Source organism: Streptomyces sp. ALI-76-A (genome assembly GCF_030287445.1).
Classification (GTDB): Bacteria; Actinomycetota; Actinomycetes; order Streptomycetales; family Streptomycetaceae; genus Streptomyces.
Genome location: NZ_JASVWB010000004.1, coordinates 504,847 through 525,608 on the forward strand (window position 1 = coordinate 504,847; position 20,762 = coordinate 525,608).

The following is a 20,762-nucleotide window of genomic DNA, read 5'->3' on the forward strand; positions in this document are numbered from 1 at the left end:
ACGATGGCGTCGGGCCTGTCCGGCCCGACGCCATCGCCGCCGGGCGGGCGCCGTAGGAGATGAGCCGGCCGAGCCGTCGTGCGACGTCGACCTGGAGGACGCGGGCCACGGCAGGTCCGGCAGGAGGTGGTTCAGGCCGGTCGGCGCGAGGCCGGAGTCAGCGATGGCTCAGCACATTGATCACCCGGCCGTCAGGGTCGCGGACGAAGAACCGCCGCACACCCCACTCCTCGTCCCGCAAGGGGTGCACGATCTCCGCGCCGCTGTCCCGCATGGCCGCATGGACCGCGTCCACGTCATCCACCTCCACGCTCACGTCCGGCGTGACGGGCGCGGTCTTGTCGTCGGCCATGAAGCTGAGCTGTGCCGCCGGAGTGGACGGCGAGGCGAGCGTCACGATCCAGCCGAGATTCATGACCTCCTCGAAACCCAGCAGGCCGTAGAACTCCAGGTTCTCCTCCGCCGCGTCCGTCCGGAGGATTGGCATGACACGGCGAACGGCCATCGAGGGCTCCAAGAGAGAAGAGTGTGCCTGGGACTCCCAGGAGTACTACGCCACGTCCGGCTTCGCACGCACCCCGCCGACCACCGTGACTGCTTGGCGTGAACTACGTGGTGTGGTGCAGCCAGCGCTGGAGGGTGTCGTTGATGTCGGCGGGCAGGGCGCTGATTTGGTCGATGGCGTGGCGGTCTTCGGGGTGTGGGGGGACGCCGGCCGCGGTCAGGGCTGCGTGCAGGTCCAGGCGCCGCCGGTCTCGAGGGTCGATGGCGGGGGTGAGACGCTGGGTGGGGTTGGGGGGCGGAAGCAGGTAGTCGGTGTCGGGGTGTCGGTCGGCGGGATGCGGCCAGGGGAACTGGCTGGTGTCGGCGGCGTAGGGGTCGACGAAGGTCTGCGGGGTGCCGTGTTCGAAGGCGGTACTGGTCATGGGGGTCTCCTCGTCGGCGGGTTGTGGTTCTGTGGGGGAGGACTGGGGTGCGGTGTGTGTGGGTTGCGGCGATGGCGGAATGTCACGCGGTCGGCGTCATCGGCGGCTCATCGTCTGGTCCGACCAGTGGGCGAGCGGGCCGGCGAGCTGCGGGCCGACGCCCACGCGAGTGGTGCAGTGTGCGGGTTGCTCGGCGGGGAAGCCGGACATCGTGTCGAAGCGTGGTGTTCTCCCAGCGAGGTGGTGGTGGGCGGACGCAGTCGGCTCTCCCGGTCGGCCGCGTCCGCACGCCGCGCGATGCCGTGCCCCGTGAGCGTTGCCCTGGTGAGGGCCGCTGCACGAACGCGACGAGTGTTCCGTCGTGCGGGCTGGTGACGGTGAGGCGAAGGTTGCCGGTCAACGTCAACGCGGTGTCGCCGGCTGTGAGACTGTGGCACGGCGTGGCCCGGTGTCCGGCCGGGTCTTCAGCCGCAGCCAGGAGGACTCTGCGAGCGTGGCGCCGATTCGGAACGCGAACAGGTTCGGGTGAACCGCCACGCAGCGCGCCGCTTCACGACGAGGTACTCGGAATGTCAAAGCAGAAGCAATGTTGGCTGGGAGCTTTTCAATGGCGCGGATAGTCCTGCGTGACAAGACCACCACGAAGAATCCCGAGGAGCGGGGCTACGAGCCTCCCCTGTCTCCGTTCGGCCGGGTGCTGGCCATGATGCTGGCCTTCGCGGGGGCGGTGGCCTTTGCCGTGGTGCTGGCCCGGCTGACTCTTGAACCGTCGGCGGCATCCGTGTCGTTGACGCACAGCAATCTGCGTCCTGGTGATTCCATCCGTGCCTATCTCGAGCAGCCGGCGTCCGGTGACACGGTCAAGCAGCTCGGTGGAAACATCGTGATGGGGATCCCGTTCGGTGTGCTGCTGCCGGTCCTGGTGCCCCGAACGCGAGGGCTGGTCCGCGTAGCGGTGGCCACGGCTCTCGTGATGCTGCTCGTGGAACTCGTCCAGGGTGCTCTCATCACCGGGCGCGCCTTCGACATCGACGATGTCCTGCTCAACACCACGGGTGCCCTCATCGGCTATCTGTTGATCGGCCTCCGGCTCGGCCGCGCGGTTCACCCCCGCCGCCGCCACTGGTGGCACCGGTTCACCAAGCGCCAGATGGCATCCACGGACCCCGCGTAGGCTCAGTCGGCGGATGCTGACGGGGCACCGCGCATATGGGCGGTGCCCCGGCATGCTCGGCTGGGGGCTGGGGGCTGGGGGCTGGGGGCTGGGGGCTGGGGCTGCGACCGCCGCGCACGGCGGCCGGTCCGTACGGTGGCCGGTCCGTACGGTGGCCGGTCCGGATCGGAGTGCTCATTCCGGCCCCGCCGAGTCGCCCGGCCCCTCGACTGGAGACGGTGGCCGGTGCCACGCCGTACGGAACCCCGTGCACCCGGTGCCACGCCGGTCGCGAGCCGGGCCCGCCGCAGGTGAGGTGGCAGGTGCCGCCGTTACCACTGTCCTGCGACGGGAACCCGGTCCACGCGGACCTGACCCAGGAGGTGAGTCACATGCCCGGACGACAAGAGCTGCCGTCGACCCTCCAGCGCTCATCGAAGCGGGCCCAGCGCACCTGGATCGAGGCGCACGACTCCGCCGTCGAGCAGTACGGGGAGGGCGAGCGGGCACACCGGGTCGCCTACGGCGCGCTCAAGCACACGCACGAGAAGGTCGGCGACCACTGGGAGCGGAAGGAGGGCGGCCGCAAGGGTCCCTCCGATCCGCGGTCGGCCCGGCCTCCCGGGCAGGGCGGACGCAGCGGGGAGGGCGTCGACGAGCACGCCTCCAAGCAGCATCTCTACGATCTCGCGCGGCGCCTGGGCATCGACGGGCGGTCAGGGATGTCGAAGTCCGAGCTGCTCGACGCGATCCGCAAGGCCAACCGCTCCCGTACCCGCGCGGCCCGTACCCGTACGGGCTGATCCTTGTTGCGGCCCCGCCAGGACGTGGAGGCGTGCGGGCCTCAGCGCGGCCGACGGTCCGTCGGCGGAGGCGACAGCGGTGGGACGGGTACCGGCGAGATGGACACCGACCTGATCGAACAGCTTCAGCCGCAGTGTGTGCTGGGGACAGGTACGCACAGTGAGTGGGGAGGTCCTGATGCCCGGCTCCTCGTTGGTCACCGTCGGTCACAGCACCGTCGGCCGGGCAGCGCTGGGGGAACTGCTGCGCGGGGCAGGCATGGCCGCCGTGGTGGACGTCAGGACCGCTCCCGGCAGCCGCCGCGACCCGGACCTGTCGCGGCAGCGACTTGCCCAGTGGCTGCCCGAGGAGGGAATCGCCTACCGGTGGGAGCCGCGTCTGGGCGGATTCCGTAAGCCTGAGCCGGGCTCACCGGACACGGTCTGGCGCAATGCCTCCTTCCGCGGCTATGCCGCACACACCCGCACCCCGGAGTTCGTCGCCGCGATGGACGATCTGGTGCAGCGGGCGGCAGCGGAACGTACGGCGGTGATGTGCAGCGAAGCGGTGTGGTGGCGATGTCACCGACGCCTCATCGCCGACTTCGCCGTGCTCGCCCGTGGTGTGCCCGTCGATCACCTCATGCACGACGGTCGCCTGACAGCGCACGCGCCGACCGCGGGAGTGCGGCTCCGGGCCGACGGTCTGCTCGTCTATGACGGTGAGACCGCCCCTGCGACGTGAGGGACGCGCAGGCTCGCCCGGTCCTGCCCACTGCGTCAGTGGTCGCGCACAGCGGTCAGGGCGAGGTGGGTTATCTCTTCCGCGGTACCGGTGATGGGAACAACAGCTCCGCGTTCTTCCGCGGTGAGGGGCTCCAGCGCATCCAGCTGGGACTGAAGGAGCTCGACCGGCATGAAATGCCCTCGCCGCGCGGCCATGCGTTCCGCGATGAGCTCCGCCGGACCGTGCAGATGGACGAAGAACACGCGTGAGGATGCCGACGCCAGGCGCTCGCGATAACTCCGTCTCAAGGCTGAGCAGGTGATGACTCCGCCTCCGGAGTCATGCTTGAGCAGCCACGCGGCGATGGCATCGAGCCAGGGCCGCCGGTCCTCGTCGTCCAGAGCCTTCCCCGCACGCATCTTGGCCACGTTCTCAGGGGAGTGGAGATCGTCGGCTTCCGCGAACGGCACGTGCAACAGCTGTGCCAGGGACTGTCCCACGGTGGTCTTTCCGGAGCCGGACACACCCATCACCACGACCAACGGAGCATTTTCCTCGCGCACCATCCCGTCAGGCTAGCGCAGCCCGACGAGCGGACGACTGGGCGCTTGGTGACGCGCGCTCGGCGTACGGAGTTGCCCGGCGACCTCCGCCCCTTTCGGCGGTGTCGCCGAGCACCCGGCCCGACGGGACAAGCCGTCGGGAAAGTGGCTCAGGCGCCCGGAACGTCCTCCGCGTGGTCGTGGTCTGCTCCAGCGGGGTCCATCGGCTCAGTCCGGGAGCCCCCACGGCTTCGTGTCGCCGACGGCCGGCACGTCGCGTGGACTCAGGTCCGGGTGGCTGCCGCGCGGGGAGACGACGGCTGTTTCCTCGCGGCCGAGCGGGATCTGGACACGTCCGGGTCCGGTTTCCCGGTAGCGCGGCCGCCGCCCGCGCTCGTCCCGTACGTCGATGCCGTGTTGCAGCACGAGCGGGGCGCCGGCCTGGCTGTGTACGCGCACCCATCGGGTCCGGCCACCTGACCGGTCCGTGTCGATGCGGAACGCGCCCTGCGTACGCAGACCTCGGAACGAGAGTCGGGCCAGCGCCGCGATACGGACGGGAAGACCCGTACGACGCCGCCGTGACTCTGCACGGCCATGTCGAGGACCGACTGGGCCGCCGTCAGCCGGCTCTCGATCGCCAGGTTCCCGCCCTCCACGTACATGGTGTTCGGAGTCATCCACGCGTTCTTGATGAGGTTGCCGTCGGTGAAGAAGGTCAGGAAGTCGAGGGCCTCCTCGACCGGGCCGACCGGGCGGAGAAGGCCGGGCGACCGCGGACGTCGTCCCGCATCCGCCGACGAGGCTCGACCCGTTGGAAGCGAAAGCGTCGGAGCGGCTGCTGGAGTGTCAGCCGTCGTACGGGACCCAAGCACGCGCGCCCGCGTCGTTCGTGCCGTACCAGTAGTGCGGCATTCCTTTGATGCTGGTGGTGCGGAACGGGCGGCCGTGGTCGTCGATGCGGATCGTGCCGGTGCGGCCTTGGGAGGACCAGTCGAGTTCGAGGTACCAGCGGGCGTCATGGGCCTGTGTGGTCGCGGCGACCAGCAGCACCTCGGGGTCCTCGGCGGAGACGCGGTACGGGAAGTGCACGGCCGGGATGGTGCGTTCGACGTCGGCGCCGTCCTTCGGGTGGGCGACCGGCCGGTCGGCGTCGAGGTTCACGGTGAAGCGGCGGGGCGTGAGGTCGCTGCCGCAGCCCTGGCCCATGGCGTACGCGCTCCCGGCGGCCGGTTCGCCCCGGCTGACGACGCGGACGCGGAGCGCCTTCAGGACCACGGCTGTGGACGACCGCCCCTGTACCGAGATCTGCACCCTCGTCTGCCGCCCGTGCGACGCGCCCTGCGCAGCCGCCCACGCCCCGGCGTCCTGCTCCACCGGCGGCGACGGCACCTGGGCGGGCGGCTTGTCGATGACGTAGTCGTGGTCGCAGCCCTTGTCCCAGACCAGGGAGTCGGTGCTCCAGGTGAGGGGCAGGCCGGTGGCCGGTTCCTCAGCCGGGGCGGGACCGCTGCGGGTGGCGGACGGGGCGGGGGTCTCCTGCCGGGGGCCGGGCGACGCGGAGCCGCGGGAAGGAGAGGGGGAGGGGGAGGCGGTGGCCGACGTTGTCGCGGAACCACGGGGCACACCGGGGGCGGTCGTCCGCGGGCCCGGGGAGCGCGAGGCGTTCGCCCCGGAGGCGCGGTCGCCCGAGAGAGCGGCCGTGCTGCCCACGATGGTGAGCAGCGCGCAGCCGACGGCGCTGGACACCAGGAGCCGGCGACGGCGGTACCAGGTGCGACCGGGGGAGGGAGCGGGCTCGTCCGGGTCGGGTTCGGCCCCCTGCTGCCCCGCGGAGCGGCTCTCCTCGGTGGGTGCCCCGTCCGCGTCAGCGACTTGGCCCGCGTTCCCGTCTCGGCCGGCGTTCTCGTCTCGGTCCGCGTCTCCGGCCCGGTCCCGGTCCCGGTCCACGTCCCCGTCGGTGTTCCCGTCGGTGTCAGCGTCGCGCGTCGGAACCGCCGCCTCCGGCGAACCGGCCGTACGCATCCGCTGCCGAGCCGCCACCGCCGACAACCACAGCCGGTGCAGCTCGAGCCGTTCCTCCGGTGTCGCCTGGCAGAAGGCCGCGAGCCGCTCCACGGGCGCGAAGTCCTGCGGCACCGCCTCGCCCGCGCAGTACCGGTACAGCGTGGAGGTGTTCATGGTGAGGCGGCGGGCCAGGGAGCCGTAGCTCCGGTCCGTGCGGTCCTTCAACTGGCGCAGCAGCGCCGCGAACTCCGCTACATCGTCCCGCATCGCACCGTTCCTCCGTCGTCCGCCTGTGATCCCGTATTCCAGGCACTCATGTTCCTGCACGTCAGACGGGGTGGAACGGTTCCACGTCGGCAAAGGGGCGGTAGTCGTTGTGCTGGACTCCCGTGACCGCCGATGCTCTTGGTGTCGCACCGACCAGGGATGGCTCCAGGGACCGACCGGGGCCGGGCGACGTCCGACACGCATCCATCCACGGTTGCCCCCATGGCAACCGCGCTTGATACGTCGTCACACACGCTCACGATGCCGGCTTCCGTACTCGTCGCAGCAGCGGCCTCGCCCTGCCGGCGAGCGCCATCCGCAACGGAACACCATCCGCGGCTGCCGTGTCAGACGATCAACTTGAATTCTTGGAGGTTCGATGAAGTCCGTCATCCGGAAGGCGGCAGGTCTCGGGGGCGTGAGCGTGGCCGTCGCAGCCATGTCCGTGACCGGCGCCTCGACGGCCCAGGCGGAGCCGCCTCTCTACGGCTGTCCGTACCCGTACGTCTGCTTCTACGTGGACGATCAGGCATGGAGAGCGGGCACGCCGATAGCGAAGTACCGCGATGTCACCAGTTCTTACCAGACCGTCAGGCCCCGCCCGCACTACCGCGTCGTGAACACCCGGAACGACGACGTGGCGTATCTGCGACTCCAGGACGGGAAGTCGATCTGCCTGTCGGTGAACACCGAGACCATGTTCACGAACGCGTACAGCGTCACCGGAATAAGGATCTCCAGCAGTCCCACCTGCTGAATTCGCTGAATCCGCTCGAGCAGCCGGCGCCCAGTACCTGAGCACGGCGTCCGGCACCCCACGGCTTCCGCCGTCACATGACGGCCCCGGGCGAGCCCACCAGGCCGGATACGGATCCACACGGATCCACAAACGAATCCACATACGGATCAGAAAAGGAAGACCCACATGAACAGCAACTCCCCCGCACGCCGTCGTCCGGGCCGCCGCGCGGCTGTCGCCGCCGGCCTCCTCCTGGCTGTCGGACTCGGTATGTCGGCACAGGTGTCGGCGCAGGCGTCCGTCCACGCTCCCGCGAAGGCGGCCGTCGCCGCACCGCAGTCGGTCAGCGGCACGACCGGCCACGTGGTGACCCGGGTCGCCGACTTCTACGGCGCGTACGTCGACGCGAAGAGCGACTACACGGACCCGGACGTCACGCTCGCCACGGCGCTCCGGGAGCACTACCTGACGTCCGACTTCGCCAAGCGGCTGGCGACCTGGGAGAAGGAGAACGGGGTGGACGGCGTCCTGCGCGCTCAGAACGTCCCGGCGCGGTGGACGGTGACCGACAACGGCTCCATGGGCCACAGCCATGAAGTCGTCGTCACCCTGACCTTCGGCAGCGGGGAGACGACACAGAAGACCAGGCTTTTCGTGGTGGTGGAGCGGTACAACCACATCTCCGACATCACCACGACGAGCTCCCGCTGACGGCGGAGCCGCCGAGCCGCTCCACCTGGTCCGTCCCGGCAGACCCGGGACCCACGGGCGCCGTCCTGTCCGGGACCGGGCAGGAGTTCCGGACCGGCCGCGCCCCGGGAGGTGCGGCCGGCCCGGCGGCTGTCAGTAGCGCGTCGGTCCTACGTCGGTGACCAGTACCCAGCCAGCGGATTGCGTTGCGGCACCTGTGTGACCGGGGCGCGGAGATCGTGGCGCGGCCACCTGCCGGGTGGACGGAGCTCAGGCGGATCCAGGCTGTTGCCGGGCCTCTTCGGTGACGTGGCTGCCCGCGTCGCGTGCCTGGTCGGTCACCCGGGTGGCCTGGTCGCGCGCCTCGTCCTGGGTGGTGCGGGCAGCTTCCACCGCGGTGTCCTTCACCTCCTGCGCCGCGCTCTGCGTGGCCTCCCTGGCGCCTTCCTTCAGGTTCTGCGCGGAGTCGAGGGCGGCCTGCTTGACCGGCTCCAGAGCCTCGCCACCACGTTGCATGAGGTCGGTGGCCTTCTGCTGTTCCATTTCCGACGCGGGCAGCATCGAGGAGGCCAGCATGCCGACGCCGAAGGCGATCAGACCCGCGGCCAGCGGATTGCCCTCGGTCTGGCGCATCGCCTGGTCCGGGGCCTGCCGTACCGCTTCTCCGGCCTGGCCGGCGACGTCGCGTGCCGTGCCGACGGCCTGCTCGGCGCCCTGCTGGAGTGACCCCGCCGCCGACTGTGCTCCGCTTCGCACGCCCTGGGCGGTGTCCGAGGCGGACCCCATGACCCGCTCCCGCACGCCTGAGACGGCGCCGCGCATCTTCCGGGTGCGACGGCGGACCACCCGTCGAGGGCTGGCCCGGTCCGCGAGCCGGCTCACGTCCGCGGAGAGCCGGTTCCGTGTGACGTCGATCTCGGCCCTCATCTGGTCGGGTGACGTGCCCATTGTGCATTCTCCTTCATCGTTTCGACGGTCCGGTCGGGTTTCGGTGCCACCGTGCGCATCTGGGTACGGCCCCGCTGGTAGAGCACGCCTGCGATCACGGCCCACACGGCGGTGACGATCAGGGCGGCCCAGCCCCCGTCCATCACGTTGGCCAGGCCCAGTACGGCGGCCAGCGACAGGAACAGGAGCACCATGTAGCCGGCGAACCCGGCGCCGCCGTACATGCCCGCGGCCTTGCCGGCCTTGGTCGCCTCCTGCTTCACCTCCACCTTGGCCAGCTCGACCTCCTGGCGGAACAGCGTCTGGACGTCCGAGGTCACCACGGACAGCAGCTCGCCCACCGAACTGTCCTCACTGTGCGGCCGCGCCGCCCTGGACGAGATCGAGGACATCTCTCACACCTCCGGATACGCACGAGTCGGCGCACCGCCCGCGGGCGTACCGGCGCGTGGGGGGACCGGTGGTGACGTGGGCGGTACCGGCGGAACCGGCGGTGGTGCCTGCGCGGTGCCCGGCGGAGGGCCGGGCGGGAGCGCTGCGGATTCCTGTTCGCCCAGTGCCGCCTGCTCGGAATTCCCGGGCAGCCCCTGCTCTGCCGTCCTGGACGACTGGTCTCCGGGTGACTGGGTCCCCGCGGAGGACTGGTTCGCCTTGGCCGCCACCTTCGCGATGCGCCCGACGGCCAGCCCTGCCAGCAGTGCGCCGCCCAGGAACGTTCCGGGGCGACGACGGGCGAAGGTCTGGACGTCGAGGACCACACCCCCGGCTCCCTGCTTCTCCAGGTAGTCGGCCGCCCGGTGCCCCCCGTCGGCCGCCTGGGCCGCGAGGCTGCGGACAGGGGACTCGCCCTGACCGTTCTCAGCCAGTCCGGCCAGATCGTCCGCCCAGTGGCGCAGCGCTCCGGCCGCCCGCCTGGTCTGCTCCTCGACCTCGTCCTTCGCGCGGGTCCGCAGATCGTGGGCGACCGCCCCGGCCTGCTGCCGCGCCTCCCCGGCCACGGCCTTCGCCTGATCCGCGGCGCTGCTCGCCACCTGGCCGGCGGCCTGCTTGGCCTGGTCGGCGGTGGCCGACGCCTCCGCTCTGGCCGTCTCACCGGTCTGCCGCAACCTCGTCGTGTTGCCCTGGCCTGACTCTGCCTCACTCATCGGCTACTCCTCCTCGCGCACGGGCCGTTCGTCAGCACACGGGACATTCGTCCGTTCGCCCGCCCAGTGACCGGGTGACTGATTTATGAGGCTTCACACCTATTTGCGGAGAATTAGTTCATGTGCGGTGATCGAGCTGTGGTGGAGCGTCGACGGCCAGGTGGATGTTGCCGTGGCGACGCGTCGATGTGGTGTGCCGCCCCCGTCACACGTCCTGTGCGAACGTGCGCCCGGAGCCGGGCGGTCGCCGGGTGTCGCCGGACGACGGTTCGCACAGCGGACGTGCCCGGGGGCGTAACCGCAGAGGGTGCCGCCCGGGCGTAGACCTGCTGTGTGAGGGGTCAGTGGTAGGCGTGGACGACGGCGTGGCCCTTGCCGCGGCCGATCATCCACTTGTTGACCGGGGTCGTGATCACGAATGCGACGGCGAAGCCGCCGAGCAGCGCGGTCCAGAACAGGGCGTCGGAGAGGTGGGCGTCCATGGCGCCGCTGAGGGCGATGACGCCGTTGTCGACGAGTTCCATGATCGCGATGGAGACGGTGTCCGCGGCCAGCGCCACCTTGACGGCGCTCTTGAAGTCCAGGCCCGCCCGACGGAGGGCGAACAAGGTGAAGGAGTAACCGAAGACGAACGCCAGGGCGATCGCCAGGACCATGGTGGGCACGTTGCCCCAGCGCAGGGCGGTGCCGACGACCATGCCGAGGATCTCGCCGATCGCGCATCCGGTCAGGCAGTGCAGCGTCGCCTTCGCCGCCGTTCCCCAGGACGCGCCGCCATGCCCGCCGTGGCCGCCGTTCGCCTGCCGTGCGGCGTGCTCGTGTGTGGTGCCGGTGTGGTGCGCGGTGTGGTCCATGACCGTCATCCCTCTCCCGTCCAGTGTGGCCGGTGCCGTGTCTCACACGCAACGATATACCCCCCGGGGGTATTCCGGTACGTCATGCCCTCCTCGGGTGGGTGGCGACGATGCACGGAAAGTCATGGGCGGTGACCGCACCCGCCGATACCTTCCGCGGAGGTGAGCAGGACGAGCCGGGAGCCGGGAGCCGGGCCCCTTGACGGTAGAGGGTGCTCGTTCACGCAGCCGAGGGCTGCCACGCCTCCTGGAACCGCCGACGGGCGCGGAAGAGGCGGGAGCGGACGGTGCCGACGGGCAGGGAGAGGACCTCGGCCATCTCCTCCTCGTTCAGTCCGTAGGCCCGCAGGGTGAGGACCTGCCGGTGCGCCCGGGACAGGCGCTCCAGTACATCGGTGATGTGCACCGCGTCCAAGGGGTTCGTCTCCTGCCTCGACTCCACGTCGGAGCAGGTCCGTTCCTCACCGTTGCGCCTGGCGGTGCGAACGGCCTCGCGGACCGTGACCGAGCGCACCCAGCCGTAGAACGCCGCCGGTTCACGCAGGGAGCCCAGGCCGCGGTAGATGGCGAGCAGCGCCTCCTGCGTGGCGTCGGCGCCGTCGTCATGGGTGATGGACCGGCAGATGCGCGCGACGTACGGCGTGATGCCGGTCAGCAGGTGGTTCATCGCGTGCTCGTCGCCCGACTGGGCGCGGGGGAGCAGCGTCAGGGGAGAGGGCAGTTCGCTGACGGTGGTCATGTCGGTGGAGGGCTCCTTACGGCGCCGGGCCGGCGGGTGCGTGAGCGGGGAGGGGCGGCCGGGCTCAGCCCGCGTGCGCGTGCGCGTGTTCGCTCTCCGCCGCGCGCGCCAGGTCGAGAAGCCCGGCCCGTACGTCGTCGCGGAACGCTCGCATGAAGGACCGGCTGAAGCAGGCCGTGCAGTGCGGGAACTCGATGGCGAGCCGGCCCTCGAAGGAGACCACGCACGCCATGACGGGGCTGCGGCCTGCCTGCGGGAAGTAGTTCTCCCGGGCAGGCGCCAGGCGGACGTCGACCGCCTCCAGTCCGTTCGGCAGCCGCGGCCCGGGGACGACGCCCATGTTGGTGACGATCACCGTGGCCAGTTGCAGCGCGGGGTTGCCGGGAATCTCCGGCGTGATGCGCATCTCGTGGAAGTGGTCACCGCGCGAGATGAAGTCGTTCAGCCGGGCGTGGACGGTGCGCGCCAGGTCCAGGGGGTGCGAGGTCTCGGACACGTCGAGGGTCTGCAGGTGGGTGGTGACCGCGGGCACCATGGCGGACGCGGGCAGCGGCGGGGAAAGCCGGGAGCGCAGGTCGACGGGGGAGAGACAGCCGAGCGTGCGGGGGCCGTCGCCGTCCAGGCGTCGCCTGGCGACGGTCAGCAGTGTCCCGGCGATCAGCGCGTGCACGGACACGCCGCGGGCGCGTGCCGTCCGGCGCAGACGTGCGGTGAGGCCGGTGTCCAGGGTCAGCCGGCAGAGCTCTATGTGTCCTTCCCCGGCGCCGTCGGCGGCGTCGGCGGGGTCTTCGGCAACCGCCCGGCCGTCGGCGGACGGACGACGTACGTCGTACCGCACCAGCTCGACCGGGTTCCGTTTCGTTTCCTCGACGCGGACATCGAGGTGCTTGGCAGTGTCGGCCTCGTCGGCCGGAGGCAGCAACTCGCTGACCGGCCGCGGCCACCGCGGCACCTCGGACCCGGAGGACCCGCTGGTGCGTTCCCCGTCGACCAGCGCCCGGTAGTGGTCCCACAGCGCGTTGTGCAGCGCGATGCTGCTGTGGCCGTCCGTGACGACGTGGTCCACCACCAGGATGAACAGGTGACGCTCGCCGTCCGGCGAGCTGACCAGGACGGCACGGCTCAGCGGACCGCCGATGGGCAGGGGGCTGTTCAGCTCCGCCGCGTGGGCCTCGTCCTCATCGCCGGTGCGGGTGACCAGCCGGGGCCGCTCGTCCTCGTCGAGCAGGCGCAGCGAGTGACCCGCGCTCTCCTGGACGATGCGTGACCGCAGTGTCGGATTGGCCTCCGTCATGGCGTCGAACGCGGCCGACAGCGCCTGGACGTCGACGCGTCCGCGCAGGGAGCAGGTCAGGAAGGCCCTGCTTCTCTGGCCCACGTAGAGAGTCTCGACCGGACACAGCGCACGGTGCATGCCGTCAGCCTTCTTTCAGTCGTCCATTTCCATGGGTCCACGCCCCGGGAGCGGCTTGTCGCGTCGGCTGTCCTCGGGATCCGGGCTCGTTCCGAGAGTGCAGCGCGAAACGCGGCCGGATCCAGCGCAAAGCCCGCCGCTGAGCGAAGTCGCGTGATTTCCCTAGAGGTGACAGGGCCGCGGACGTCCTCGTCGCCGAAGTCCCGAAGTCCCGAAGTCCCGGACTCAATAGGGAAACACCTGGATTGACGCCCACGGGTCCGGTCCGCGCTTGACCTGATATCGGCTCGCGCCTCACCGTGAGGTGCGGTGAAACCGGGGCTGGGCGATACGGACGCCCGTGCCCTCGGCGTGCGACCTCCCTGATCCGTTCCGTGGGCCGGCCCGGCGCGTGCACACACGTGAGGGCGGCACGGAGCGATGGCCGCACCCCGTCCGGTCCGGCCGATCCTTCGTTCGTCCGGGACATTACGGCTTGTCACGTGAGGGTTCTGCTATGTCGCTCCACGAGGACGGACGTCGACCGCTGTCCGGGGCCCAGGTGGGTCTCCACCGGCTCACCGGGGACCACCCGGCCGGTTCCTTCGTCACCTTCTCCGCTGTGAACGGCTGCTTCGGCGGTGCCGTGAACGCCGCCCACGCCGCCGTGACCGGCGTGAGCGACGCGTGGACGCCGCGCTCCGCGGGCAGCACGGCGCACCAGGACCAGTCGGCCCCGGGGGACAGCCCGCGGCGGCTGGAGACGTGGTGCGGCGTCCTGGGCCGGGACCGGGTGCGCAGGGACGACGACTTCTCCGACCTGGGCGGCGACACCCCGCCCCTCGTCACCGCCCAGCCCGCCGTCACCAGCGCCTTCGGCACCGGCCCCCCGGTCGTCGACCTGTTCACGCACCCCACCGCGCGCCCCCGCCGTCACCTGTCGACGCCTGCCGGCGCCGGCACCACGTCGGCCGCCCGGCCGACACCGCCGGGCGAGTGCGCGGGACAGGGCGCCGTCGGCCCGGCAGTACAACGGTCCGCCGAAGCCGCCACCAGCGGCCAGGACCGCACCAAGGAACAAGCACCGCGGCAGCGTGCGGCCCGCGCGCGCCGTATCGCACGGCACGGGAAGGACCGAGGCCATGCCTGACACCACCGAACCGCACGAGACGCAGGTCCCCGCCGTCGCCGTGATCGGCATGGCGGGCCGTTTCCCCGGCGCCGACGACCTCGACACCTTCTGGGACAACCTCGCGGCGGGCCGGGAGTCCGTACGGCCCGTCACCGACGAGGAGTTCCTCGCCGCGGGCGGCGACCCGCGCGACCTCGACGACCCCGCACACGTGCGCATGGCCTCCGTCGTCGAGGGCATGGACCGCTTCGACTCCGGCTTCTTCGGCTACAGCCCCGCCGAGGCCGCCGTGGTGGACCCGCAGCAGCGGCTGCTGCTGGAGACGGCCTACCACGCCCTGGAGGACGCCGGCTGCCTCGGCGGCGAGCGTCCGAACGAGGCGTTCGGCGTGTACGCGGGCAGCGGCGACAGCCGCTACTACCCCGCCCACGTGTACCCGCGCCACGCCGGGCAGCCCGGCTCGGTCGCGCTCGTGCACGCGGCCACCGCCAACTCCCTCGGCACCCTCGCCACCCGCGTCTCCTACGAGCTGGGCCTGACCGGCCCGAGCGTGTCACTGCAGACGGCCTGCTCCACCGCGCTGGTCGCCGTGCACACCGCCTGCCAGGACCTGCTCGACCACCGCTGCGACACCGCGCTCGCCGCCGCCGTCTCGCTCAACCCCTCGGCCGCGCTGGGATACCGGCACGTGCCCGACGGCCCCTTCTCGCCCGACGGCCACTGCCGCGCCTTCGCCGCGGACGCCGCCGGCACCTCCTCCGGCGACGGCGTGGGAGCCGTCGTGCTCAAGCGCCTGGAGGACGCCCTGGCCGACGGCGACCGCGTCCGAGCCGTCATCCGCGGCAGCGCCGTCAACAATGACGGCCGCCGCAAGGTCGGCTTCAGCGCGCCCAGTGCCGCCGGGCAGACCGAGGTCATCCTCGCGGCCCAGGCCCAGGCGGAGGTCGACGCGGGCACCATCGGGCTGATCGAGGCGCACGGCACCGCAACCAAGCTCGGCGACCCGATCGAAGTGTCGGCGCTCACCGAGGCGTTCCGGCAGAGCACGGAACGGACCGGGTTCTGCGCCCTGGGCTCGGTGAAGACCAACATCGGCCACCTGGGCGCCGCCGCCGGCATCGCCGGGCTCATCAAAGCCGTCCTCGCCCTGGAGCACCGGCAGATCCCGCCCAGCCTGCACTTCGACCAGCCCAACCCGCTCATCGACTTCGCCTCCGGCCCCTTCCGGGTGCCCACCGCCCTGGAGGACTGGGCCGCGCGCGACGACCACCCCCGCCGGGCCGCCGTCAGCGCCTTCGGGATCGGCGGCACCAACGCCCACGTCATCCTGGAGGAGGCACCGCCCGCCGCCCCGGCCGCACCCCGCCCGCCCGAGGACGGACGCCGCCTGGTGCTGCCGCTGTCCGCGCGGACCGCCGGCGCCCTGCGCGGCCAGGCCGACGCCCTCGCCCGGCACCTGGAGCGGCTGCCCGAACTGCGCCTGGAGGATGTCGCCCACTCCCTGCGCGCCGACCGGCCCGCCCTGCGCCACCGGCTCACCGTCACGGCGGCCACCCGCGAGGAGGCCCTCGGCGCACTGCGCGCCGCCACACCCGGCACCCCTCCGCTGTCCGACGAGCCCACCCGCGTGGCGTTCCTGCTGCCGGGCGGCGGCACCCAGTACGCCGGCATGGGAGCGGAGCTCTACCGCGACCACGGCGTCTACCGCGACATCGTCGACGAGTGCGCCCGCGTCCTGCGCCCCGCACTCGGCGCCGACCTGCGCGCCGCCCTGTTCGGGGAACAGCCCTCCGACGACACCGCCGCGTTCCTCGGCCTGGTGGTGACCGAGTACGCCCTGGCCCGCACCCTGATGGAACAGGGCGTACGCCCGGACGCGCTGATCGGCCACTCGCTCGGCGAGTACACGGCAGCCTGCCTGGCCGGGAGCATCGACCTGGAGGACATGCTGCCCCTGGTCACCGAACGCATCCGGCTCATCAGCTCCGCGGGCGGTGCCACCGTCGGCGTGGCCGCCCCGGCCGAGGACGTCCAGCCGCTGCTCGACGACGAGCTGTCCCTGGCCGCGGCGAACGGTCCCAGCGCCTGCACCGTCGCCGGACACCTCGACGCCGTCACCCGCTTCGAGGCCGAACTCACCCGCCGGGGCGTGCCGTTCCGCCGCCTGCGCATCCCCGTCGCGGCCCACTCCCACGTCCTGGACCCGGTCCTGGCGGCGTTCGAGACCCACCTGCGTCAGGTCACGCTGCGCCCGCCCCGCATCCCGTACGTCACCAACGTCACCGGAACGTGGGTCACCGACGCCCAGGCCACCTCCGTCCGGCACTGGCTCGGCCACACCAGGAACACCGTACGGTTCGCCGACGGCATCACCGCCCTGTGGGACCGCCTGCGCCCCGTACTGGTGGAGATCGGGCCGGGGGACACCCTGACCAAGCTGGCCATCGGCCGGCTCGCCGACGAGGCACCCGTGACGGTGACCACCATGCGGCACGCCAAGGCCGAGGCATCCGACGGGTTCGTGCTCGCGGAGGCCCTGGGCCGGCTGTGGAGCGCGGGCGTGGACACCGCCCTCCCGCCCGTGCCGGACACCGCCCGACGCGTCCCGCTGCCGCCGTACGCCTTCGAACGCCGCCGTCACTGGATCGACGCCCCCGGCGCCCGTACGGACCCCGCCACGCCCGACACCCCCGCCGAGACGGAGGAGGGCCCCGGCCTCGCCCCACGGCCCCGGCTGACCACCGAGCACGTGCCGCCGCGCTCCGACCGCGAACGGGCGGTCACCCGGCTGTGGGAGGAGACCCTCGGCATCGGCGGCATCGGCGTCCACGACAACTTCTTCGACCTCGGCGGCGACTCGATGCGTGCCGTGCTGCTGGCGGGCCGGCTGCGCCAGGCCGGTGTCCTCGACGTACCGGCGGCGAGACTGCTGGCCGCGCCCACGGTGGCCGGGATCCTCGCCGCGTCCGAGGAGCAGGACCAGGAGACGCGGGCGACCGCCTCCACGGCCCTCGGCCCGCTGCTGCCGCTGCGCGCGGAGGGCACCGCCACGCCCCTGTTCTGTCTCCACCCGGGCGCGGGCGTGTCCTGGCGCTACACGGGCCTGCTGCCCCACCTCGGCGGTGACCAGCCCGTGTACGGCATCCAGGCGGTCGGCCTCGACGGGACCCGGCCGCCCGCGCCGGACGCCGCCGCCATGGTCGACGCCTATCTGGACCTGGTGCGAAAGGTTCAGCCGCACGGCCCGTACCGACTGCTGGGCTGGTCCTACGGCGGTTTCGTCGCGCACGCCATGGCCTGCGCGTTCCAGGCGAGCGGCGAGCGGGTGGAACTGCTCGCCATGCTCGACGCGCCGCAGCCGCACGGCACGACGTACGACCCCGAGGCGGCGGAACGGCAGGTGGCGGCGCTGCTGTCGCGGGTGACCGGTCTGCCCGTCGCACCGGGGGCCGCGCCGCCGGACGTCGACACCGTCCTGGACCGTATCGAGGCCGGCCTCGCGGCCGACCCGTCCAGTTCGCCCGTGACCCGCGCCGAGGCGGCGGCGATCGCCGCCGTCATGCGCAACAACCTGCGCATCGCACCGCAGTTCGCCCCCGGCGTGTACCGCGGAGACGTGCTGTTCTTCAGCGCCGCCCAGGAGGAGCCGACCGGTTTCCCGGCGGACCTGGCGGTGCTGCCCGGAAAGGCCGACAGCTGGCGGCCCCACGTCGACGGCACCCTCCACGACCACCAAGTGCCGTGCGGCCACTACGAGATGACCGAACCCGAACCGATCACCCGCATCGGCGAGGTGGTCGCCAAGGCCTTGCGCGGCCTCCACGACCGAGCCACCGGGCGGCGTCCGCCCCGGTTCCCGACCCACCCCGTACGCCCCGACCGTTCAGGAGACCTTGCGTGACCGCGACCCAGGACCTCTACGAGCTCGGCGACGCGCCCGAGATCGGCACCGTCCCCAAGAGGATGTACGCCTCGCTCATCCGCCGCGAGCGCTACGGCCGACCCGTCGACGCCTTCCGCACCGAAGTGGTCGACGTCCCGCCCGTCGGCCGCGGCCAGGTGCTGGTGAAGGTGATGGCGGCCGGCATCAACTACAACAACGTGTGGGCCGCGCTGGGCGAACCGCTCGACGTGATCGCCGCACGGCAGAAGGCCGGCGCCACCGAGGACTTCCACATCGGCGGCTCCGACCTGTCCGGGATCGTGTGGGCGGTCGGCGAGGACGTGCGCGGGGTGCGGCTGGGCGACGAGGTGGTCGTGCTCGCCAACCGGTGGGACGAGTCGGCCGAGGACATCCGCCTGGGCGCCGACCCGGCCTTCTCCGCCAGCCAGCGGGTGTGGGGCTACGAGGAGAACTACGGCTCCTTCGCACAGTTCGCGGTCGTCGACGACTACATGTGCCACCCCAAGCCGGCCCGGCTGTCCTGGGCGGAGGCGTCCTGCTACATGGCGACCGCCGCCACCGCCTACCGCCAGCTCTTCGGCTGGGAGCCGCACACGGTCCGCCCGGGCGACCCGGTGCTGATCTGGGGCGGCGCCGGCGGACTGGGCTGTATCGCCATCCAGTTGGTCCGGCACGTCGGCGGCATCCCGGTCGCGGTCGTCTCCAACGAGGAACGCGGCGAGTTCTGTCTCAAGCTGGGCGCCAAGGGGTGGATCGACCGGCGGGAGTTCGACCACTGGGGCCGGCTGCCGGACACCTCCGACGAGGTGGCGATGGCCCGCTGGCTGTCCGGCGCCCGGGCGTTCGGGCGGCGCTTCTGGGAGGTGCTCGGCGAGCGCCGCAGCCCGCGCATCGTGCTGGAGCACTCGGGCGCCGACACCATTCCCACGTCCATGTACCTGTGCGACAACGGCGGCATGGTCGTCATCTGCGGCGGCACCACCGGCTACAACGGCGACGTGGACCTGCGCTTCCTGTGGATGCGGCAGAAGCGGCTCCAGGGATCGCACGTGGCCGACGCCCGCGAGGCACGGGAGATCACCCGGCTGATCGACCAGGGCGTCGTCGACCCCTGCCTGTCACGGACCTTCGACTTCGACGAGATCGGCCTGGCCCACCAGCTCATCCACGACAACCGCCACCCGGCGGGGAACATGGCGGTGCTGGTGAACGCCCGGATGTGACGGGTCCGGCGCCCGCGGCCGTCCGTGGGGCGGACCTCGCCGTGCGGGCGGACCGCGTCGTGGGCCCGGGGGAGTCGACCCGGACCCGCTGGGTACCCGCGGCCGGGTACGACGTACGCGCTACCGCAGGAGGTATCCCCATGGGCAAGCTGGGCGACCTGGCGAACAAGGCCAAGGAAGCGGCCAAGGGCCACCCGGACCAGGCGGACAAGGGTGTGACCAGCGCCGAGCGAGTGGTCGACGAACGGACGGGTGACAAGTACGACACCCAGACCGACAAGGCCGCCGACGCGGCACGTCGTTCCTACCGGGACAGCGGTACGACGGAGCGCTGATTCCCGCGTCCCGCACGCGGCCCCCGGCGCACAGCGGCGCCGGGGGCCGCGCGGTGTGGTCAGCTCTCGGCGTCGGCCCGGCCGAGGACGTAACTGAGCACTCCCGTCCCAAGGGGCACGACCCGGACCCGTACCGCGTGGCCCGGTCTGGCGCGAAGGCCGACCCGCAGGTCGCCCCCGGACGGGCACACGCGCAGGTCCCGCAGGGTCCCCGAGGAGCCGGCCGCCCGGCCGCCTGTTCCGGGCCGGTGCAGGGCCTTCCACGCGGCCTCCTTGGCCGAGAACAGCTCCGTCACCGACCATGCCGCGTCCGCCGGCCGGGAGCCGGTGATCAGCAGGTCCTCCTCGTCCTCGCGCAGCACCAGACGTGCGGCACGGGGAGGGAGGGGCCGCAACTCCAGATCGCAGCCGAGCGGTGTGTCCCGGCCCGGTGGACGGGCCACGGCGACGGCGACTCCGGCGCTGTGCGAGATCGATGCGGCCCGTCCGGGCGGAAACACCGGCAGCCGTCCCGAGCGGGGGATCTCGCCGCACTCCGGTCCCACCGCGCGCAGGGCCCGGCGGGCGGCCTGCCGGCCGGCCAGGAACTCCCGGCGGCGCCGAGGCGGCATGGAGGCGGCCGCGGCCGCCTCGGACGGACCCGCAGGGACCAGGCGCGACTCCGAGACGGTGGCCACTCCCAGGCCGAGTCCGGCGGCGGCCAGGAGCGGACGCAGCGGGCCGAGCACGCGGATGTCCACTCCGACGTCCGGCTCGTGGACGGTCGCGGTCGTGGCGAGCGGATGTCCGGCGGCGGACGCGGGGCGGTCGCAGGACCGGGCGTGGCCGGTCGACGGAAGGTCACCGTGCATACGTGTGCCTGCTTCGGGTCGTGTGGCGGTGGGGGGCTTGGGCGCCGGGTGCTGGGTGCTGGGGGGCGCTGTGCGTGGGGGCATCGGATGGCGGCGGTGAAGGGGAGGGCTTGGTCGCCGGGTGGTGCCGGGCGGGAGGCGGATGCGGCGGGTGCTGGCGGTGGGGGATTCGGTCGCCGGGTGCCGACCGGCGGGAAGCGGACGTGGCCGGTGCCGGGAGGTCGCTGTGCGTGTGGGGCCGCGGGTGGTGGGGCAGTGCGGGGCTTCGTCGTCAGGTGCCGCTCGACGGGAAGCGGGCGTGGCCGGCGCCGGGAGGGCACCGGCCGGGGCCGGTCCGGAAACCCGGCCGGCCGGGGGCGGCGGGAGCGCCGCCGACCCCGGCCGGACCGGTCGTAGCGGGGCGCC

The 20,762-nt window shown here is 72.2% G+C and carries 21 protein-coding genes; 9 read left to right on the top strand and 12 right to left on the bottom strand.

From position 1 onward, the window contains the following. Window positions 1–157: 157 nt before the first annotated feature. Together QQS16_RS38670 and QQS16_RS38675 are read right to left on the bottom strand one after the other, a co-directional pair. Window positions 158–505 carry a VOC family protein gene (locus tag QQS16_RS38670; protein ID WP_286067260.1) on the bottom strand — a complete coding sequence of 116 codons (348 nt, stop codon included), beginning with the start codon at window positions 503–505 and terminating at the stop codon, window positions 158–160. 103 nt (window positions 506–608) lie between these two features. Then, window positions 609–926 carry a hypothetical protein gene (locus QQS16_RS38675; RefSeq protein ID WP_286067261.1) on the bottom strand — a complete coding sequence of 106 codons (318 nt, stop codon included), beginning with the start codon at window positions 924–926 and terminating at the stop codon, window positions 609–611. Between the two features lie 607 nt (window positions 927–1,533). On the opposite strand from QQS16_RS38675, the gene QQS16_RS38680 reads away from it, so the two are divergent. The 3 genes from QQS16_RS38680 to QQS16_RS38690 all read left to right on the top strand — a co-directional run bounded on the left by QQS16_RS38680 (window position 1,534) and on the right by QQS16_RS38690 (window position 3,606). Further along, window positions 1,534–2,100: a VanZ family protein gene (locus QQS16_RS38680; protein WP_286067262.1), complete on the top strand. Its 567-nt coding sequence runs from the start codon at window positions 1,534–1,536 to the stop codon at window positions 2,098–2,100. Window positions 2,101–2,471: 371 nt separating this feature from the next. Next, the gene (locus QQS16_RS38685) at window positions 2,472–2,882 is read left to right on the top strand and encodes a ChaB family protein (RefSeq protein WP_286067263.1); all 411 of its coding nucleotides are present in this window, start codon (window positions 2,472–2,474) and stop codon (window positions 2,880–2,882) included. Window positions 2,883–3,060: 178 nt separating this feature from the next. Further along, on the top strand, window positions 3,061–3,606 hold the full coding sequence (locus QQS16_RS38690) for a DUF488 domain-containing protein (RefSeq protein ID WP_286068123.1): 546 nt from the start codon (window positions 3,061–3,063) through the stop codon (window positions 3,604–3,606). A gap of 35 nt (window positions 3,607–3,641) precedes the next feature. Here QQS16_RS38690 and QQS16_RS38695 read toward each other — a convergent pair whose 3' ends face one another. From QQS16_RS38695 to QQS16_RS38705, 3 genes are all read right to left on the bottom strand, one after another. Next, on the bottom strand, window positions 3,642–4,154 hold the full coding sequence (locus tag QQS16_RS38695; RefSeq protein ID WP_286067264.1) for a gluconokinase: 513 nt from the start codon (window positions 4,152–4,154) through the stop codon (window positions 3,642–3,644). A 204-nt stretch (window positions 4,155–4,358) separates the two neighbouring features. After that, window positions 4,359–4,589 carry a hypothetical protein gene (locus tag QQS16_RS38700; RefSeq protein ID WP_286067265.1) on the bottom strand — a complete coding sequence of 77 codons (231 nt, stop codon included), beginning with the start codon at window positions 4,587–4,589 and terminating at the stop codon, window positions 4,359–4,361. Window positions 4,590–4,979: 390 nt separating this feature from the next. Continuing rightward, entirely contained in the window at window positions 4,980–6,404 is a 1,425-nt protein-coding gene (locus QQS16_RS38705) for a helix-turn-helix domain-containing protein (protein WP_286067266.1), read from the bottom strand. 379 nt (window positions 6,405–6,783) lie between these two features. Between QQS16_RS38705 and QQS16_RS38710 the strand changes: the two genes are divergently transcribed. Beyond that, window positions 6,784–7,161: a hypothetical protein gene (locus QQS16_RS38710; protein WP_286067267.1), complete on the top strand. Its 378-nt coding sequence runs from the start codon at window positions 6,784–6,786 to the stop codon at window positions 7,159–7,161. Between the two features lie 168 nt (window positions 7,162–7,329). After that, complete coding sequence (locus QQS16_RS38715; protein ID WP_286067268.1) at window positions 7,330–7,854, top strand: hypothetical protein; 525 nt, start codon at window positions 7,330–7,332, stop codon at window positions 7,852–7,854. Between the two features lie 249 nt (window positions 7,855–8,103). On the opposite strand, the gene QQS16_RS38720 is transcribed toward QQS16_RS38715, so the two are convergent. The 6 genes from QQS16_RS38720 to QQS16_RS38745 all read right to left on the bottom strand — a co-directional run bounded on the left by QQS16_RS38720 (window position 8,104) and on the right by QQS16_RS38745 (window position 12,897). Next, window positions 8,104–8,781, bottom strand: coding sequence for a DUF3618 domain-containing protein (locus QQS16_RS38720; protein WP_286067269.1), 678 nt, complete (start codon window positions 8,779–8,781; stop codon window positions 8,104–8,106). Beyond that, window positions 8,757–9,173, bottom strand: coding sequence for a phage holin family protein (locus QQS16_RS38725; protein ID WP_286067270.1), 417 nt, complete (start codon window positions 9,171–9,173; stop codon window positions 8,757–8,759). Before QQS16_RS38725 ends, QQS16_RS38720 begins: the two co-directional genes overlap by 25 nt. A 3-nt stretch (window positions 9,174–9,176) precedes the next feature. Beyond that, window positions 9,177–9,926, bottom strand: coding sequence for an ATP synthase subunit B family protein (locus tag QQS16_RS38730; protein WP_286067271.1), 750 nt, complete (start codon window positions 9,924–9,926; stop codon window positions 9,177–9,179). A gap of 341 nt (window positions 9,927–10,267) precedes the next feature. After that, window positions 10,268–10,780 (bottom strand): DUF4396 domain-containing protein, encoded by a 513-nt coding sequence (locus QQS16_RS38735; RefSeq protein WP_286067272.1) that lies wholly within the window; start codon window positions 10,778–10,780, stop codon window positions 10,268–10,270. Between the two features lie 220 nt (window positions 10,781–11,000). Next, on the bottom strand, window positions 11,001–11,519 hold the full coding sequence (locus QQS16_RS38740) for an RNA polymerase sigma factor (RefSeq protein WP_286067273.1): 519 nt from the start codon (window positions 11,517–11,519) through the stop codon (window positions 11,001–11,003). Between the two features lie 64 nt (window positions 11,520–11,583). After that, complete coding sequence (locus QQS16_RS38745; RefSeq protein ID WP_502963965.1) at window positions 11,584–12,897, bottom strand: phthiocerol/phthiodiolone dimycocerosyl transferase family protein; 1,314 nt, start codon at window positions 12,895–12,897, stop codon at window positions 11,584–11,586. A gap of 532 nt (window positions 12,898–13,429) precedes the next feature. Between QQS16_RS38745 and QQS16_RS38750 the strand changes: the two genes are divergently transcribed. The 4 genes from QQS16_RS38750 (at window position 13,430) to QQS16_RS38765 (ending at window position 19,506) form a co-directional block, all read left to right on the top strand. Further along, complete coding sequence (locus tag QQS16_RS38750; protein ID WP_286067276.1) at window positions 13,430–14,062, top strand: phosphopantetheine-binding protein; 633 nt, start codon at window positions 13,430–13,432, stop codon at window positions 14,060–14,062. Beyond that, on the top strand, window positions 14,055–17,945 hold the full coding sequence (locus QQS16_RS38755) for a type I polyketide synthase (protein WP_286067278.1): 3,891 nt from the start codon (window positions 14,055–14,057) through the stop codon (window positions 17,943–17,945). Before QQS16_RS38750 ends, QQS16_RS38755 begins: the two co-directional genes overlap by 8 nt. Then, window positions 17,942–19,171: a crotonyl-CoA carboxylase/reductase gene (gene ccrA / locus QQS16_RS38760; protein ID WP_286067279.1), complete on the top strand. Its 1,230-nt coding sequence runs from the start codon at window positions 17,942–17,944 to the stop codon at window positions 19,169–19,171. The genes QQS16_RS38755 and ccrA overlap by 4 nt, the downstream gene beginning before the upstream one ends. A 140-nt stretch (window positions 19,172–19,311) precedes the next feature. Next, window positions 19,312–19,506, top strand: a complete 195-nt coding sequence (locus tag QQS16_RS38765; protein WP_286067281.1) for an antitoxin — start codon at window positions 19,312–19,314, stop codon at window positions 19,504–19,506. 59 nt (window positions 19,507–19,565) lie between these two features. Here the strand turns inward: QQS16_RS38765 and QQS16_RS38770 are convergent, their stop codons facing one another. Next, window positions 19,566–20,357 carry a 4'-phosphopantetheinyl transferase superfamily protein gene (locus QQS16_RS38770; protein ID WP_286067282.1) on the bottom strand — a complete coding sequence of 264 codons (792 nt, stop codon included), beginning with the start codon at window positions 20,355–20,357 and terminating at the stop codon, window positions 19,566–19,568. Window positions 20,358–20,762: the final 405 nt, after the last annotated feature.

Bases quoted from the DNA above. Each gene is read 5' to 3' on its own strand.
- QQS16_RS38670 (WP_286067260.1), bottom strand. From the start codon at position 505: ATGGCCGTTCGCCGTGTCATGCCAATCCTCCGGACGGACGCGGCGGAG.
- QQS16_RS38675 (WP_286067261.1), bottom strand. From the start codon at position 926: ATGACCAGTACCGCCTTCGAACACGGCACCCCGCAGACCTTCGTCGAC.
- QQS16_RS38680 (WP_286067262.1), top strand. From the start codon at position 1,534: ATGGCGCGGATAGTCCTGCGTGACAAGACCACCACGAAGAATCCCGAG.
- QQS16_RS38685 (WP_286067263.1), top strand. From the start codon at position 2,472: ATGCCCGGACGACAAGAGCTGCCGTCGACCCTCCAGCGCTCATCGAAG.
- QQS16_RS38690 (WP_286068123.1), top strand. From the start codon at position 3,061: ATGCCCGGCTCCTCGTTGGTCACCGTCGGTCACAGCACCGTCGGCCGG.
- QQS16_RS38695 (WP_286067264.1), bottom strand. From the start codon at position 4,154: ATGGTGCGCGAGGAAAATGCTCCGTTGGTCGTGGTGATGGGTGTGTCC.
- QQS16_RS38705 (WP_286067266.1), bottom strand. From the start codon at position 6,404: ATGCGGGACGATGTAGCGGAGTTCGCGGCGCTGCTGCGCCAGTTGAAG.
- QQS16_RS38710 (WP_286067267.1), top strand. From the start codon at position 6,784: ATGAAGTCCGTCATCCGGAAGGCGGCAGGTCTCGGGGGCGTGAGCGTG.
- QQS16_RS38715 (WP_286067268.1), top strand. From the start codon at position 7,330: ATGAACAGCAACTCCCCCGCACGCCGTCGTCCGGGCCGCCGCGCGGCT.
- QQS16_RS38720 (WP_286067269.1), bottom strand. From the start codon at position 8,781: ATGGGCACGTCACCCGACCAGATGAGGGCCGAGATCGACGTCACACGG.
- QQS16_RS38725 (WP_286067270.1), bottom strand. From the start codon at position 9,173: ATGTCCTCGATCTCGTCCAGGGCGGCGCGGCCGCACAGTGAGGACAGT.
- QQS16_RS38730 (WP_286067271.1), bottom strand. From the start codon at position 9,926: ATGAGTGAGGCAGAGTCAGGCCAGGGCAACACGACGAGGTTGCGGCAG.
- QQS16_RS38735 (WP_286067272.1), bottom strand. From the start codon at position 10,780: ATGGACCACACCGCGCACCACACCGGCACCACACACGAGCACGCCGCA.
- QQS16_RS38740 (WP_286067273.1), bottom strand. From the start codon at position 11,519: ATGACCACCGTCAGCGAACTGCCCTCTCCCCTGACGCTGCTCCCCCGC.
- QQS16_RS38750 (WP_286067276.1), top strand. From the start codon at position 13,430: ATGTCGCTCCACGAGGACGGACGTCGACCGCTGTCCGGGGCCCAGGTG.
- QQS16_RS38755 (WP_286067278.1), top strand. From the start codon at position 14,055: ATGCCTGACACCACCGAACCGCACGAGACGCAGGTCCCCGCCGTCGCC.
- QQS16_RS38765 (WP_286067281.1), top strand. From the start codon at position 19,312: ATGGGCAAGCTGGGCGACCTGGCGAACAAGGCCAAGGAAGCGGCCAAG.
- QQS16_RS38770 (WP_286067282.1), bottom strand. From the start codon at position 20,357: ATGCACGGTGACCTTCCGTCGACCGGCCACGCCCGGTCCTGCGACCGC.